This window comes from Streptomyces sp. NPDC107500, from assembly GCF_055582785.1.
This window is the reverse complement of sequence record NZ_JBVJPF010000004.1, coordinates 444,012-459,270: the sequence shown is the minus strand read 5'-3', so window position 1 is coordinate 459,270 and position 15,259 is coordinate 444,012. Positions and strand designations below refer to the sequence as shown.

Below are 15,259 nucleotides of genomic sequence, written 5' to 3'. Positions count from 1 at the left end.
CGCGGGGCGACACAGCAAGAATGCGCCACCGCACCCGGGTCGCGCACGTGGTCGGTCCGCACGGGTGAGCGTGCCGGGCGTTGACCCCGCGGACGGGAATCCGTAACCTCCTCCGCGACATTCGGAAATCATTCCGAAAGTTTCGACGCTCCGTGATCCATGATCTCCGCCCTTCCGAACGGCCCCCGCACACCGATTCAAGGAACGGGATGACATGACCATGCCTTTGAGATGCCTGGCGAGGACGGCCGCCGCCGGACTCGTGGCCGTGGCCGCGCTGACGGCCGCGGGCCACACCGCCGAAGCCGAGGCCGCCGACACGCTCGGGTCCGCCGCGGCCGGCCAGGGCCGCTACTTCGGCGCCGCCGTTGCCGCGAACCACCTCGGCGAGGCCGACTACGCCGCCACGCTGGACCGCGAGTTCACCTCGGCGACGCCCGAGAACGAGATGAAGTGGGACGCCACCGAACCCAGCCGCGGCTCCTTCACCTTCGCCGCCGCCGACCGGGTCGTGGACCACGCGCAGAGCCGTGGCATGGACGTGCGCGGCCACACCCTCGTCTGGCACTCCCAGCTGCCGTCCTGGGTGGGCACGCTGGGCGCCGCCGACCTGCGCACCGCGATGAACGGCCACATCAACGGCCTGATGGGCCACTACAAGGGCGAGATCCACAGCTGGGACGTCGTCAACGAGGCCTTCCAGGACGGCGGCAGCGGCGCCCGGCGCAGCTCGCCCTTCCAGGACAGGCTCGGCGACGGCTTCATCGAGGAGGCGTTCCGCACCGCCCGCGCCGCCGACCCGGCCGCCAAGCTCTGCTACAACGACTACAACACCGACGGCGTCAACGCGAAGAGCAATGCCGTCTACGCCATGGTGAAGGACTTCAAGTCCCGCGGCGTGCCCATCGACTGCGTCGGCTTCCAGTCCCACTTCAACAGCGCCTCCCCGGTCCCCGCCGACTACCGGCAGAACCTCCAGCGCTTCGCCGACCTCGGCGTCGACGTGCAGATCACGGAACTCGACATCGAGGGCTCCGGATCGGCCCAGGCCGCCAACTACACCAAGGTGGTCGATGCCTGCCTCGCCGTCGACCGCTGCACCGGCATCACCGTGTGGGGCGTCACCGACAAGTACTCGTGGCGCAGCGGCGGCACCCCGCTGCTCTTCGACGGCGACTACCGGAAGAAGCCCGCCTACGACGCCGTCCTGACCGCCCTCGGCGGCTCGGGCGACCCGGGTGACCCCGGTGACCCGGGCGACCCCACGGCGAGTTGTACGGCCGCCTACACCCGGACCGCGGACTGGAGCAGCGGCTACAACGGCCAGGTCACCATCACGGCCGGCGACGCGCCCATCAGCTCCTGGACCGCGACGGTCACCGTGCCCTCGCCACAGTCCGTGTCGTCCCTCTGGAACGGCACTCCCACCTGGACGGGCAACGTCATGACGGTCCGCCCGAGTTGGAACGGCACCCTGGCGGCCGGGGCGTCGACCAGCTTCGGATTCACCGTGGCGAAGAACGGCAGCGGCGCCGCGCCCACGGTCGGCGGCTGCACCGCCTCCTGACCGCTCCCGCGCGCCGGACCGCCCACCGCCCGAGAGGGCCCCGGCGGTCCGGCGCACCGGGCCGTGCCTGTCCGAAAAACGGAGTGTCCGGGGGAAGTTGGGACAGAGGGACCGTGAAAGCCTCGCCGGTGCGTATCGTGAGGGGCCGGGACCCCGCTCCCCCACACGGCCCCGACCGGACGGTGAGGCTCTGTATGACTCCGGCGCACGGACCCGATGCCGCGGGCACCTCCGACGTGTCCACGGTGGTGGAGTTCAGGGGCGGTTCGGCGATGATCCCGGCCGCCCGGGACGTCGTGCACCGCTTCGTCACCCGGCTCGTCGAGCTGGGCGTCGACCTGGCCGACACCTTCCTGGACACCGCCCGCCTGGTCGCCAGCGAACTGGTCACGAACGCGCTGCGGCACGCGCCGGGACCCTGCCGGCTCCGGCTGACCCTGGTGGACGACCGGGTGGAGATCGCGGTCTCCGACACCGGGGACGCCTTTCCCACGTTCCTGCCCCGCGACCCCCTGCGGGTCGGCCGGCACGGCCTGGAGATCGTGACCCGCCTGTGCGGCGAGGTGATCACCAAGCCGCACGCCAAGGGGAAGACGGTGTACGCGCGCCTGCCGCTGACCTGACCGCCCTCAGTCGGTCAGCGCCTGCTCGACGCTAGGGAAGCAGGCGATGAGCCCGTCGACTCCGACCAGCCGCAGCACCCGCTCGACGGCGTCCCGCGGTGCCGCGAGCCGGAGCCACACCCCGCGGGACTCGGCCTCCTGGTGGGCGGATATGAGCACGTTGATGCCGCTGGAGTCCAGGAAGCCCACCTCGCCGAAGTCGACGACCGTGCCCGGTGCCGACTGCACCGAGGACAGCAGGACGTCGCGCAACTGGCCGCTGCCGTCGAGATCGACCTCGCCGGCGAGGATGACGATGCTGACGCCGTCGCCCGTGGTGGTACGGGTGATCAGCAGCCGCTCGGGTACTGCCGGTCCCTCGGTCTCCGCCACGCTGCCCTCACTTCTCGCATATGCCCGGCCGTCATTGGTGGCTTGATGGTAAGGGTCTTCGCGGTCCGCGGGGCCCACTTGCGCGGACCCGGGCCGACGGGATCGCCGGCCCCCGGTTTCGACGCGCGCGACGGCGTTCCTCTGACTACCGTCGAGGTGTGGTGGCTCATACATTCGAGGAGCTCGTGCACAAGCGTCGCGCGGCGGACCTGGCGCAGCACCGGGTCGAGGAACTGCGCGACTCGTACGGGCCTCCCACGCAGCATCGGTGGACCCCCCGGCAGTCCCACACCTACGAGACCGCCGTGCGGGCCTGGCGCGACCTGGACCGGGACGCGCGGACCGCGATGTCGGAGTACGTCAAGGAGGGAGGCCGGTCCCGGCACAAGATCGAGGCGAACGTCCGCAAGGCCGTCCAGGACGGTCCGCAGGGCCCCTGACGGGATAGACGCGGTTGCGGCGGCCGTCAGTCCCGCCGCGCCACGGTCTCGCCGACCAGGTCCCGTACGGCGTCCAGGGCCGCCGCGCGGTCCTCCGGCACCACGCCGATGCGGGTGCGCCGGTCGAGGAGGTCCGCCTCGTCGAGGGCGCCCTCGTGACGCAGCGCCCACAGCAGTTCGGCGCCGGTGACGGGGTGGCCCGGCAGTACCCGCTCGGCAAGCCGGGGGTCCCGGGCGGCGAGGGCCTGCACGTCGGGCGCCTCGGTGCCGTAGCGCCGCACCAGACGGTCCGGCGCCCGGACCGTTGCCAGGGTGTGCGGGGCGGCGGCGCCGACCAGGGGCAGGGCGGCGGTGGGGGAGGGGCCCGCGGCCAGGCCGCGGGCGGCGACGGCGGCGTCGACGGCGTCCTCGGCCATGCGCCGGTACGTGGTGAGCTTGCCGCCGACCACGGTGATCACGCCCTCCGACGAGGTGAGCACGGCGTGCCTGCGTGAGATGTCCGCCGTGCGGGGCCCGCCGCCCGCGCGGTCCGGCGAGGTGGTGTCCAGCAGGGGGCGCAGACCGGCGAAGGCGCCCACCACGTCCTCGCGGTGCACCGGGACGTCCAGGACCGAACCGAGCACGTCGAGCAGGAAGCCGACGTCGGTCTCGGGCACCTCCGGCACGTCCGGGACGTCGCCCTCCACGGGTTCGTCGGTCAGGCCGACGTAGACCCGGCCGTCCTCCTGGGGCAGGACCAGCACGAAGCGGTTGGTCTCCCCGGGGACCGGCACGTGCAGGCCCGCGGGGAGCGGGCCGAGGTGTTCGGAGCGCAGGACGAGGTGGGTGCCGCGGGAGGGGCGGACCCGGATGCCGTCCACCAGGCCGCCGGCCCACACCCCGGAGGCGTTGATCACCGCGCGGGCCCGCACCACACCCTCCTCGCCGGTCAGCTCGTCGCGTATCCGGGCGCCGTACGAGGTCAGTTCCAGCGCCCTGGTCCGGGTCAGGATCCGGGCGCCGCGGGCGGCGGCGGTGCGGGCGAGCGCGGTCACCAGCCGGGCGTCGTCGGTGAGCCGGCCGTCCCAGGACAGCAGGCCGCCGCGCAGCCGGTCGGAGCGCAGGGCCGGCGCGAGGTGCCGGGTCTCCACGGCGGACAGCCGGCGCGGCGCGGGCAGCGTGGCCCGGGCCGTGCGCGCCGCGAGCCGCAGGGTGTCGCCGGCCCGGAAGCCGGCCCATGCCAGCGCGGCCTGGCCGCGGGAGACCAGCGGCGTCAGCGGCAGCACGAAGGGCTGGGCGCCCACCAGATGGGGAGCGGTGCGCTCCATCAGCACCCCGCGCTCCACCGCGCTCTCGTGGGCGACGTCGAGCTGGGCGGAGGCGAGGTAGCGCAGGCCGCCGTGGATCAGTTTGGAGCTCCAGCGGGAGGTGCCGAAGGCCAGGTCGTGGGCGTCCACGGCGACGACGCTCAGCCCGCGGGCCGCCGCGTCCAGGGCGGCCCCCGCGCCGGTGGCGCCGAGGCCGACGACCAGGACGTCCACTACGGGCCCGCCCACGGTGTCGGCCAGCTCGCGGGCGCGCCGCGCCGCGGACAGGGAGGCCGCCCCGGCGGCGGGGCTGCTGGTGGGGCTCATGGCGTGAGGGTCCTTTCCAGGATGGTCCGCAGCTCCGCGAGGAAGGCCGCGGAGGTCAGCTCGTCGTCGTCCTCGTCGGTCATGGTCCGCAGCGACAGGGCGAAGGACTGGACGACCAGCAGGACCGACCGCGCCTGCCGCTCGGGGTGCGTCCGGCGCACCGAACCGTCGGCGTGGCCCTGTCCCAGCGCGTCCTCCAGCAACTCCAGCAGGGCCTCCTGGCTCGCTCCGCGCCGGTCCAGGACGTAGGGCAGGAGCAGCTCGGGATCGACGTCGACGATCTTGCGGAAGAGCGGGTGCGCGCGGAACCTCTCCACCCCGGCCACCAGCCCCTCGACGACGCGCGGGCGCGTCCCGGTGCCCGGCCGGGGCTCCGGGATCGCCCCGGTCGCCACCGAGATCCACTCTCGGGTCATCAGGTCGCCGACCAGGGACCGCACGTCCGGCCAGCGCCGGTACAGGGTCATCCGGGAGACGCCGGCGCGGCGGGCGACGTCGGTCATCGTCGTCCGGCGGACCCCGACGGCCATCACGCAGTCGCGCACGGCGTCGAGCACCGTGTCGTTGTCCGAGGGGTTCGGCCGGCCCGAGTGGTTGTGACGGTTAGGCGTCATGTGTAACAGTGTAATGCCCCGCCGGGTGGTGCGGCAGGCATCCCCCGAAGCGACCGTGAGGACGACAGGCCATGGACATGCTGTGGAACGGCTGGGGCGACCCGGCCAGGGCGACACCGCTGCCGGACACGGTGACCGGGCTGCTGCGCGAACTGCTCGGCGTCAAGCCCCGCGACGCCGCCCCGCTCCCGCTGGCGGAGATCGACGTCCCCGCCTCGCCCCTGGACGAGACCGCCCGCCGGGCCCTCACGGCCGCGGTCGGCGGCCGTGCGGACGACGTGCGCACCGACGCGGAGACCCGCGTGCGGCACACCCGCGGCAAGTCCACCCCCGACCTGCTGCTGATGCGGACCGGCGACGTCACCGACACCCCGGCCGCCGTGATCCTGCCCGACGGCCACGACGAGGTGCTGGCCGTGCTGGAGGCCTGCGCCGAGCACCGGCTGTCCGTCGTCCCCTTCGGCGGCGGCACCTCCGTGGTCGGCGGCCTCGCCCCCGGGCACCGCGGCGCCTTCGTCGCCCTCGACCTGCGCCGCATGAACCGCCTGCTCGAACTCGACGAGGTCTCCCGCACCGCCCGCCTGCAACCCGGCCTGCGCGCCCCCGAGGCCGAGGCGCTGCTCGCCGCGCACGGGTACACCCTCGGCCACTTCCCGCAGTCCTACGAGTGGGCCACCATCGGCGGCTTCGCCGCCACCCGCTCCAGCGGACAGGCCTCCGCCGGCTACGGCCGCTTCGACGAGATGGTCCTCGGCCTCACCCTCGCCACCCCCGAAGGCACCCTCGTCACCGGCCGCGCCCCGCGCTCGGCCGCCGGACCCGACCTGCGCCAGCTCGTGCTGGGCTCGGAGGGCGCCTTCGGCGTCATCACCTCCGTCACCGTCCGCGTGCGGCCCGTGCCCGAGGTCCGCCGCTACGAGGGCTGGCGCTTCGCCTCCTTCGACGCGGGCGCCGCCGCCCTGCGCAGGCTCGCCCAGGACGGCCCGCGCCCCACGGTGCTGCGGCTCTCCGACGAGACCGAGACCCTGATCGGCCTCGCCCAGCCCGACGCCCTCGGCTCCTCCCTCGACCGGCAGGACGCCGGATGCGTGGCCGTCGTCGGCTTCGAGGGCACCGGGGCGGACACCGCGCACCGCCGCGAGGAGGCCGCCGCCGTCCTGGGTGAGAGCGGGGGCACCTTCGCGGGCGAGGAGCCGGGTGAGCGCTGGGCCCACGGCCGCTACTCGGCGCCGTACCTGCGGGACTCCCTGCTCGACGCCGGGGCGCTGGCCGAGACCCTGGAGACCGCGACCTACTGGTCCCGCGTCCCCGCCCTCTACGCCGCCGTCCGCGACGCGCTCACCGGCACCCTCACCGACGCCGGCACCCCGCCGCTGGTCATGTGCCACATCTCGCACGTCTACGAGAACGGCGCCTCGCTCTACTTCACCGTCGTCTCCGCCCAGGGCGACGACGCCGTGGCGCACTGGACCCGCGCCAAGCACGCGGCCAACGAGGCGATCCTCGCCGCGGGCGGCACCATCACCCACCACCACGGCGTCGGCACCGACCACCGCGACTGGTACGTCCAGGAGGCCGGCCCCCTCGGCATCGCGGCCCTGCGCGCGGTCAAGCACAGCCTGGACCCCGCCGGCGTGCTCAGTCCGGGCGTCCTGCTGCCGGCGGACTGACCCCGCCGACCGGCACCCCGCGCACCCGTGAGACAACAGTCCGGCACCATCCGTCAGCCCGGAGGCACATCGATGCGACAGTTCACCGCCGTCGTCAACCCCACCGCGGGCGGCGCCACCTCGGCCGCCGCGCTGCTCGGGGTGGCCCGGCTGCTGCGGGAGGCGGGCGCCGGGCTGGAGACCGAGTACAGCCACAGCCTCGCGCACGCCCGGGAACTCGCCCGGCGCGCCGGTGACCGCGGCCGGGTGGTGCTCGCCGTCGGCGGCGACGGGATGGCGGGCGGGATCGGCGGCGCGCTCAGCGGCACCGGGGCCCTGCTCGGGCTCGTCCCGGCCGGGCGCGGCAACGACTTCGCCCGCGCGCTGAAGCTGCCCACCGACCCGGCCGGGCTCGCCCGGGTACTGCTCGACGGCGAACCCCGCTCCGTCGACACCATCGAGGTCACCTCGGCCGTCCACGACCGCGCCGTCGTGCTCGGCAGCGTCTACGCCGGGGTCGACGCGCTCGCCAACCACCACGCCAACAGCGCGCGCCTGCTGCGCGGCACGGCCTCCTACTACGCGGGCGCGCTGCGCGCCGTCGCCGGCTGGCGCCCGACCCGCTACCGGGTCACGGTCGACGGCGAGGAGCACGCCTTCACCGGCTACACCGTGGTGGCCGCCAACTCCGGCTACTACGGCTTCAACCGGCTCATCGCGCCCGCCGCCGAGGTGGACGACGGCCTGCTGGAGGTGGTGATGATCCACGACGCGCCGCGGTGGCTGTTCTTCAAGCTGATGAACGAACTCGAGACGGGCGCCCACGTCCACCGCCCCCAGGTCCGCGTCCTGCGCGGCAGGGAGATCCGCATCGAGGCGGACCGGGCGATACCCTACGGCGCCGACGGAGAGGTCGAGGCCGCCGTCCCCGTCACCGCCCGGGTACTGCCCGGCGCCCTGCGCGTGCTGTCAGAACCCGCGCGGACGTCCTAGGCCGTGTCCGCCGAGTGCGTCACCGCCACCGGACCGAACGAGACCCGGGTGCGGCCGCCGTCGTCCGCCCAGACCACGTCGACGTGGCTCTCACCCGGCACGACCTCCGTGACGGCCTCGGCGATCGACATGGTCACCGGCTCACCGGTGAGTGCCGCCAGGCAGACGTGCAGGGTGGTCCCGCCCGCCTCGCCGGACAGCCGGGGCAGCTCGGCCCACGGCACGTACGCCGTGCCCTGCGGGGCGCGCACCGTCTCGGTCCCGGACAGCCAGCCGTGCAGTCCGTGCAGCGCGGAGACCAGGGGCTCCTCGGGGCCGGTGGCCCACCCGGTGTGCGTCACCCGGGCCCCCCGCGGCGCCCCGACGACCCGGTGCACCCGCAGTTCGTACGGGCCCCGGGCCACCGTCACGCTCTCCACCCGCAGCCCCGGCACCATCGGGGCGCCGCCGGTGAAGACGGGCCGGTGCCAGGACGCCGCCCAGCCCCAGCCGTCGCCCTGCCCGGCGCCGAGCGGGTGGATGCGGCGGCGGACGCTGCCCCGGCCGCCCACCTCGACCGACAGGTGGTTGTCCGCGGCGTTCTCCCCGGCCGTGGGGCCGGTCCGGGTCGAGTAGGCCTGCCGGCCGTAGTGCGGGTCGTCCTGGTCCGCCGACTCGCCCTCGTGCGGCCGGACATGGTCGCTGCCGTGGTTGTGCAGCCGGACGATCCCGTCCTCGCGCGTCGACTGCACCAGCAGCCCCGGCGCGGCGAGGGCGAGCACGCGGTCCGCCTCCTCCACCGGCGCCGGCTCCTCGGGCGCCGTCCACAGCGGGTGGCCGGCCGGGGCGAGGAGCGACACGAACGCCTTCGACGCCCAGTACGGGGAGGCCGGTCCCGAGTACGGCTGGAGGGTCGCCTCGTGCGGGCCGAACCACCCCAGGCTCAGCAGCCCCTCGTCGCTCAGCGCCCCGCGGTCCATGAAGTACCGCAGGCTGCCGCTCACCAGCCGCCGCGAGGCACCGGGCGACAGCGGGGTGTGCCCGGTCAGCGCGCCCAGGCCCACGGCGGACGACGCCGCGAAGCGGTAGGTGAGCGAGCGGCCGTAGTGCAGCGGCGCGCCGTCGGCGCCGAACATCAGGGCGAACCCCTCCAGGTGGGCCCGCAGCCGCTCCCCGTACCGGCCGAGGGCGCCGGCGTCGCCGCCGAGGTGGGCGTCGAGCACCGGGTACAGGTGCAGCGCCCAGCCGTTGTAGTGGTCGAAGGCGCGACCGTCGCCGTCGGCGTACCAGCCCCCGCCCCGGTACCAGCCCTCCATCAGCTCCAGCGCCCGCTCCCGTGCCGCGGCCGTCTCCGCGTCGCCGCGGCCGACCGACTCCAGGAACCCGGCGACCGTGTACGGGAACAGGTACCAGTTGTTCGGCGCCGGCACGTGCCGCAGCGCGCCGCGCAGCCACTCCTCGACCCGGTCCTGGACCCCGGCGTCGAGGTTCTTCCACAGCCACGGCGCGGTCAGCCGCAGCCCGAGCGCGACCGACGCCGACTCGACCATCGGCTGGCCCTGCACGTCGTGGTCGAGGATCAGCGGCCAGGACTCGGTGTCGTCGCGGCCGGGGGTGAGGGTGCCCGAGGCGAGGCCGCGCGCGTAGCGGCCCAGCCAGTCGTGCGGGTCCGCGCCGTCGGCGCCCGCGACCCGGAAGGCGGCCGCGAGGAACGTCCGCGCGAAGCCTTCCAGGCCGTCGGAGCGCACACCGGAACGCGACGGGCGTCCCGGCAGGTCGAGCAGGGCGCCGCCCGGGGTGCTCCAGCGCCACGCGGCCCACAGCAGCCCGTCGGCGACGGCCTCCCAGTGAGCCCGGGTCCAGCCGGTGTACGGGCTCGACGCACGGTCCTCGGTGGGCAGTTCGAAGGGGATGCTCATGCCAGGAACGCCAGCCTTTCGCGTCGTACGGGATGGAGGAAGCCGGCGCCGGACGCCCAGCGGGTCGTCTCGGCGAGCGCGAGGTCGGCCAGGCGGCGCCACTCGTTGCCCTCGGAGCCGGCGAGGTGCGGGGTGATCAGGGCGTGCTCGCATTCCCACAGCGGATGGTCCGGCGGCAGCGCCTCGGGGTCGGTGACGTCCAGCACGGCCCGGATCCGGCCGGCCACGACGGCGTCGGTGAGCGCCTCCTGGTCGACGACCGCCCCGCGGGAGGTGTTGATCAGCACCGCGTCGGCCGGCATCGACTCGATCAGCGCGCGCCCGACCAGCCCGCGGGTGGTGGGCAGCAGCGGGGTGTGCACGCTGACGGTGTCGCAGCGCGCGAACAGCTCCGGCAACTCGACGCGTTCCACGCCCAGTTCGGCGGCCTCCGCGTCGCTGACGTACGGGTCGTGCAGCAGTACCCCGATGTCGTGCGGCCGCAGCAGCTCCACGACCCGGCGGCCGATCAGCGAGGCCGACAGGATGCCGACCGTGCGCCGGTAGTTGCCTACGCCGCGCGAGGTGCGCAGCCAGTTGCCCCGGGTCCGGGTGGCCCGGTAGTCGCGGGCCCGCTCCAGCACCCGCTTGCCGCTGAGCAGGATCATGCCCAGGGTGTACTCCGCGACCGGCAGGGCATTGGCCGCGGCGGCCGAGGAGACCTCGACGCCCCGCTCCCAGCACGCGTCGGTGACATGCCCGCGGACACTGCCCGCCGTGTGCACCACGGCCCGCAGCGCCGGAGCCGCCCGCAGCACCTCCGCGTCCAGCGGCGGACAGCCCCAGCCGGTGATCAGCAGGTCCACGTCGGCCAGCACCGACCGGGCCCGCGAGGTGGACAGGTCGTCCAGCACCGGGAACGGCGCGAGTTCGCAGACCCGGCGGAACGCGCCGAGCGACTGGGGGTCGAGGACGGCCGAGGCGGCGTCCGGGGACATGGCCACGGCGGCACGGGGCCGGAAGCCGGGTCCGGGGGCGTACGGGGTCACTTGACGGCTCCGGCGGTCAGGCCGCTGCGCCAGAATCGCTGGAGCAGCACGAAGGCGAGGATGAGCGGCAGTACGGCGAGCAGTGAACCCATGATCACCACGGGGTAGTACTCCGGCGACACGGACGCCGAACTGTTCCACTGGTACAGGCCGAGACTGACGGGATACAGGTCCTGGTCGGACAGCATCACCATGGGCAGGAAGAAGTTGTTCCAGATCGCGGTCAGCTGGAAGAGGAAGACGGTGATCAGGCCCGGCCCCAGCATCCTCAGCGCCACCCGGACGTACGTGGTCAGCTCGCCCGCCCCGTCCACGCGCGCCGCCTCCAGCACCTCGTCGGGCACGTAGCCGCGCGCGAAGATCCGGCCCAGGTAGACGCCGAACGGGTTGAACAGCACCGGGATGAACACCGCCCAGAAGGTGTTCACCAGGCCGGCCTCGGACGCCATCAGGTACAGGGGCAGCGCGAGGACCGTCTGCGGCACCATGACCGCCGCCAGCACCAGCCCGAACAGCTTCTCCTTGTGCCGGAAGCGGTACTTGTCGAAGGCGTAGCCGCAGGCCACGCTCACCAGCGCGCCCAGGGCCGCCCCGAGGACGGCGTACAGCAGGCTGTTGACGTACCAGCGGCCGTACAGCCCGCCGTCCATGGCGAACAGGTCGCCGAGGTTCTGGAAGAACGAGAAGTCGCTCAGGGAGAGCAGGTCGCTGCTGAACAGGGCGTCCCGCGTCTTGCTGGAGGCGAGCACCAGCCACAGCACGGGCAGCAGCGTGTAGAGGACGGAGACGGCGACGACCACGTTGACCGTGAGGCGGCCCAGCAGTCTCGGGCGGAGCAGCGAACTGTCGGTGGCGCTCATCGGGCCTCCTCGGCGTCGGCGCGGCTGGTGAAGCGGGTGACGCCGTAGGACAGGGCGATGGTGCACACCAGCAGGACGACCGAGGCGGCCGCCGCGAGACTGTAGTTGTTGCGGGTGAAGGCCGCGTCGTAGATGTACATGCTGGGCGAGAAACGGGAGCTGATCATCGGGGAGGACTGGCTGAGCAGCATCGGCTCGGTGAACAGCTGGAGCGCCCAGATCAGCGTGAAGATCGCCACCATCACGATGGAGGCTCGCACCAGTGGCGTCTTGACCTGGAGCGCGGTGCGCACCGGCCCCGCGCCGTCCACGACGGACGCCTCGATCACCTCGCGCGGCACGGCCTGGAGAGCGGCATAGAAGACCACCATGTTGTAGCCGAGGTTGCTCCACAGCGCGATGTTCACGATGGACGGGATCACCGTGTGCACGCCCAGGAAGTCGATCGTGATGTCGCCCTTCGCGAACAGCTCGATGACCGGACTGATGCCGGGCGTGTACAGGTACAGCCAGATCAGCGCGGCGATGATGCCGGGCACCGCGTGCGGCAGGAACAGGCCGAGCTGGGCGAAGGCGCGCAGCCGGACCACGCCGGAGTCCAGCAGCAGGGCGAGGACGAGCGCGCCGGCCACCATCAGCGGGATGTAGATCAGGCAGTACAGGGCGACTGTGCCGAGCCCGCCGAGGAAGGTGGGGTCGGTGAGCACGGCGGCGTAGGAGCGCAGTCCGACGAAGACCGTGCGCTCGGGGCCGAAGCCGAGTCCGGGCTGGTCGTCGCTGTAGAAGCTGAGGTAGACGGCGGTGCCGACGGGGATCAGGAAGACGGTGACCAGCAGGGCGAAGAACGGCGTCATCAGGACGCCGCAGGCGGCCAGTTGGCGCCGCTTGGCGGCTCTGCGGGCGCGGATGCCGGAGGCGGAGGGCTCCGGGGCGGCGGCGCGGGTCGCGCCGGCCGGCACCCGTGAGTGGGTCGTCGTGGTCATGGGTGTCACCTGCCTTTCGTCGGCTCAGGTGCTGCGCTGGGTGGTGGACAGGCCGAGGGCCTTCAGGTCGGGCATGGTGCCCTCCTGCGCGGTGCGCAGCGATTCGACGAGGCTGCCCTGGCCGCCGCCGACGCGGGCGAACGAGTCCTGCATGACCTTCTGGGTCGCGCTCATCCGCGGCCCCCACAGCCACTGCTCGCCGATCTTCTCGGCCTCCTGCTCGAACAGGGTGTAGATGTCCTGCCCCCCGTAGTACGAGCGGTCGAAGGCGTCCCGTCCCACCGGCACCAGGTCGGGTGCGGCCGGGTACTGGCTGCTGGTGCCGCTGGAGAGGCGGGCGCGCAGCGCGTCGGGGTGGGAAACCTGCCACTCGATGAACTCCATGGCGGCCTCGGGGTGCCGGCTGTCCTTGGTGACCGCGAAGGTCGACCCGCCGTGCGTGCCGGCGGACGGGCTGCCGGTGTCCCACTGCGGCAGCGGCGCGATCCGCCACTGGCCCTTCTGCCCGGGCCGCGCGTTCATCTGCGCGCCGGCGTCCCACGCGCCGCTGAGCCGGGTGAGGACCAGCCCGTTGCCGATCTGCGCGTCGGACTGCCGGCTCTCGACCGCGTTCATGAAGACGTGGTCGCGGTCGATGAGCCGCTGCCAGTAGTCCGCGACCCGCCGGGACGGCGCGTCGGCCAGGGACACGTTCCAGGCGCCCTCGGAGGTGTCGAACCACTGGGCGCCCGCCTGCCAGGCGTAGCAGGCCATCTGCGTCATCCCGTCGGTGGGGAAGAGCACCAGCCGCCGGTCCGGTGCCTTGCGGCGTACGGTCGCGGCCTGCTCGGCGAACTCGTCCCAGGTGCGCGCGACGTCCAGGCCGAAGCGGTCGAACAGGTCGGCGCGGTAGTGCATGACCATGGGTTCGACGTCCAGCGGCACGGCGAACACGCGGTCCTCGAACGTGGTCAGTCCGAGCGCCTGCGGCAGCAGCTTGCGGCGCAGGCGCTCGCTCACCAGGTCGGTGATGTCGCGGGCGACTCCGTCGATGGCGTACCCGGGGACCTGCGGATACTCGATGGTGGCGACGTCGGGCGCGTTGCCCGCCCGGGCGGCGTTGCTGAGCTTGGCGTAACCGCCCTGCCCGCCGGAGGGGATCTGCTGGAAGTCGACCTGGATGGTGCGGTGGGTGCGGTTGAAGGCGTCGACCACCTCCTGGCTGCCGCGCAGGGCGGACCAGAAGGTGACGCGCGTGGTGGTTCCGGTGCGGGCCGACGATGCCCCGTTCCCCCCGCTGCAGGCGCTCACGGCTCCTGTCAGGGGTACGGCGGCCATCGCGGCGAGCACGGACCGACGGCTCTGTCGTCCGGGCATGGCGCCTCCCGCGGCTCCTGCGTGTCCGCGGGGGTGCGGCCACGACTGTTCGGGACACGGGAATCCTGAACGCCCCGACTCAAACGGTCAAGAGATCGATCAGAAGAAAATGAAACGCTCAAACGCTCACTCGGTCGACTGCCCGGCCGGCACCTCGGTCGGCAGCCCGGAAAGGTACTCGGTCGATCCGCGCACCATCAGCCGCGGCAGCAGCTCGACGCGCCGGCCCGGCCGGGTCCCGGGCGGCTCGGACAGCCGCTGGAGCAGCAGCTCCGCCGCCATGCGCCCGACCTCGGCCTTCGGCGGCGCCACGGCCGTCAGCGGCGGCGAGCCCAGCCCGGCCACCACGTCGTCGTACGCCACGACCGAGCAGTCCTCCGGCACCCGCACCCCCTCCTCCGCCAGCCGCTGGACGATCATCAGCGCGTCCACGTCGCCGTGCAGCACCATGGCGGTCGCCCCCAGCTTGCGCGTCAGCGCGGGCGGCTCGGCCGTCTCGTCCGCCGTGTACGGCCCGTCCACCCCGGCCTCCGGCGAGACGAGGGTCCACGCCCACCGCTCCACCAGGGGATGCGCCTCGGCGATCTCGGTGAACGCGGCGCGCAGCGAACGGGCGGTCGGACTGTCGTGCCGCGTGGCGAACACGATGCGCCGGTGACCTAGGCCCACCAGGTGCTCCACCGCCAGGTGCGCGCCGTACCAGTGGTCCGAGCACACCGAGTCGAGGGCGTGCAGCGCGCTGCCCCGCCAAGGGCGGCGCTCCATCAGCACCGTCGGCACCCCGGTACCGGCGAGCCACTCGTGGTCGGCGGCCTCCTCGGCCCGGCCGCGCCAGCGCGGGGCGATCAGCAGCCCCTGCGCGCCGTCCGCCAGCGCCCGCTCCACCAGGGGCCGTTCGGCGCCGGAGGCCTGGGGCGCGAGGTGCAGGGCGATCCGCAGCCCCGACTCCTCCAGGACCGTGCGTGCGCCGTGCAGGGTCTCGGTGAGGTACGAGTGCCGCACCGGAACCACCACCGCCACCCGGTCCCCGGCCGCCCCGCCGGTCTCCGCGGGCGCCTCCCGGTCCGGCAGCGTGGACCGGACGACCCCGTGCCCGCGCGCCAGCCGGCCCTCACGCGTCAGCTCCTCCACGTCCCGGCGCACGGTGACCACCGAGACCTGCAACTCGTCGGCGAGGTCCCGCACCCGCGCGGTACCGCGCGCCTGCACCGCCGCCAGGATCCTCTGGCGCCTGAGATCGACCGGCTCCCGCATCAGGTCTCC

At 73.7% G+C, this 15,259-nt stretch carries 14 protein-coding genes; 5 read left to right on the top strand and 9 right to left on the bottom strand.

The genetic code is table 11. The features are described from left to right. The first annotated feature begins 214 nt into the window (after positions 1–214). On the top strand, positions 215–1,567 hold the full coding sequence (locus tag ACZ67M_RS18575; RefSeq protein ID WP_361367210.1) for a glycoside hydrolase family 10 protein: 1,353 nt from the start codon (positions 215–217) through the stop codon (positions 1,565–1,567). A 194-nt stretch (positions 1,568–1,761) separates the two neighbouring features. After that, positions 1,762–2,190 (top strand): ATP-binding protein, encoded by a 429-nt coding sequence (locus tag ACZ67M_RS18570; RefSeq protein ID WP_163016160.1) that lies wholly within the window; start codon positions 1,762–1,764, stop codon positions 2,188–2,190. 6 nt (positions 2,191–2,196) lie between these two features. Here ACZ67M_RS18570 and ACZ67M_RS18565 read toward each other — a convergent pair whose 3' ends face one another. Further along, entirely contained in the window at positions 2,197–2,562 is a 366-nt protein-coding gene (locus ACZ67M_RS18565) for an STAS domain-containing protein (RefSeq protein ID WP_361367213.1), read from the bottom strand. A gap of 161 nt (positions 2,563–2,723) precedes the next feature. Here ACZ67M_RS18565 and ACZ67M_RS18560 point away from each other — a divergent pair, with 161 nt between their 5' ends. After that, complete coding sequence (locus tag ACZ67M_RS18560) at positions 2,724–3,002, top strand: hypothetical protein (protein ID WP_392101897.1); 279 nt, start codon at positions 2,724–2,726, stop codon at positions 3,000–3,002. Between the two features lie 26 nt (positions 3,003–3,028). On the opposite strand, the gene ACZ67M_RS18555 is transcribed toward ACZ67M_RS18560, so the two are convergent. Then, a complete protein-coding gene (locus ACZ67M_RS18555) occupies positions 3,029–4,615 on the bottom strand; it encodes a glycerol-3-phosphate dehydrogenase/oxidase (protein ID WP_469851759.1) in 1,587 nt (528 codons plus the stop codon). Continuing rightward, positions 4,612–5,229: a TetR/AcrR family transcriptional regulator gene (locus ACZ67M_RS18550; protein ID WP_329473629.1), complete on the bottom strand. Its 618-nt coding sequence runs from the start codon at positions 5,227–5,229 to the stop codon at positions 4,612–4,614. Before ACZ67M_RS18550 ends, ACZ67M_RS18555 begins: the two co-directional genes overlap by 4 nt. A 71-nt stretch (positions 5,230–5,300) precedes the next feature. On the opposite strand from ACZ67M_RS18550, the gene ACZ67M_RS18545 reads away from it, so the two are divergent. Then, the gene (locus tag ACZ67M_RS18545) at positions 5,301–6,899 is read left to right on the top strand and encodes an FAD-binding oxidoreductase (protein WP_469851757.1); all 1,599 of its coding nucleotides are present in this window, start codon (positions 5,301–5,303) and stop codon (positions 6,897–6,899) included. A 72-nt stretch (positions 6,900–6,971) separates the two neighbouring features. After that, the gene (locus ACZ67M_RS18540; protein WP_365641481.1) at positions 6,972–7,871 is read left to right on the top strand and encodes a diacylglycerol kinase family protein; all 900 of its coding nucleotides are present in this window, start codon (positions 6,972–6,974) and stop codon (positions 7,869–7,871) included. On the opposite strand, the gene ACZ67M_RS18535 is transcribed toward ACZ67M_RS18540, so the two are convergent. The 6 genes from ACZ67M_RS18535 to ACZ67M_RS18510 all read right to left on the bottom strand — a co-directional run bounded on the left by ACZ67M_RS18535 (position 7,868) and on the right by ACZ67M_RS18510 (position 15,250). After that, positions 7,868–9,769: a DUF2264 domain-containing protein gene (locus ACZ67M_RS18535; protein ID WP_469851755.1), complete on the bottom strand. Its 1,902-nt coding sequence runs from the start codon at positions 9,767–9,769 to the stop codon at positions 7,868–7,870. The genes ACZ67M_RS18540 and ACZ67M_RS18535 overlap by 4 nt on opposite strands. Beyond that, entirely contained in the window at positions 9,766–10,797 is a 1,032-nt protein-coding gene (locus tag ACZ67M_RS18530; RefSeq protein WP_392013276.1) for a hydroxyacid dehydrogenase, read from the bottom strand. Before ACZ67M_RS18530 ends, ACZ67M_RS18535 begins: the two co-directional genes overlap by 4 nt. Then, positions 10,794–11,657: a carbohydrate ABC transporter permease gene (locus ACZ67M_RS18525; protein WP_361367232.1), complete on the bottom strand. Its 864-nt coding sequence runs from the start codon at positions 11,655–11,657 to the stop codon at positions 10,794–10,796. The genes ACZ67M_RS18530 and ACZ67M_RS18525 overlap by 4 nt, the downstream gene beginning before the upstream one ends. After that, positions 11,654–12,640, bottom strand: a complete 987-nt coding sequence (locus ACZ67M_RS18520) for a carbohydrate ABC transporter permease (protein WP_361367235.1) — start codon at positions 12,638–12,640, stop codon at positions 11,654–11,656. Before ACZ67M_RS18520 ends, ACZ67M_RS18525 begins: the two co-directional genes overlap by 4 nt. A 24-nt stretch (positions 12,641–12,664) precedes the next feature. After that, positions 12,665–13,996: an ABC transporter substrate-binding protein gene (locus tag ACZ67M_RS18515; protein ID WP_469851753.1), complete on the bottom strand. Its 1,332-nt coding sequence runs from the start codon at positions 13,994–13,996 to the stop codon at positions 12,665–12,667. A 126-nt stretch (positions 13,997–14,122) separates the two neighbouring features. Next, a complete protein-coding gene (locus tag ACZ67M_RS18510; RefSeq protein ID WP_385796206.1) occupies positions 14,123–15,250 on the bottom strand; it encodes a substrate-binding domain-containing protein in 1,128 nt (375 codons plus the stop codon). Positions 15,251–15,259: the final 9 nt, after the last annotated feature.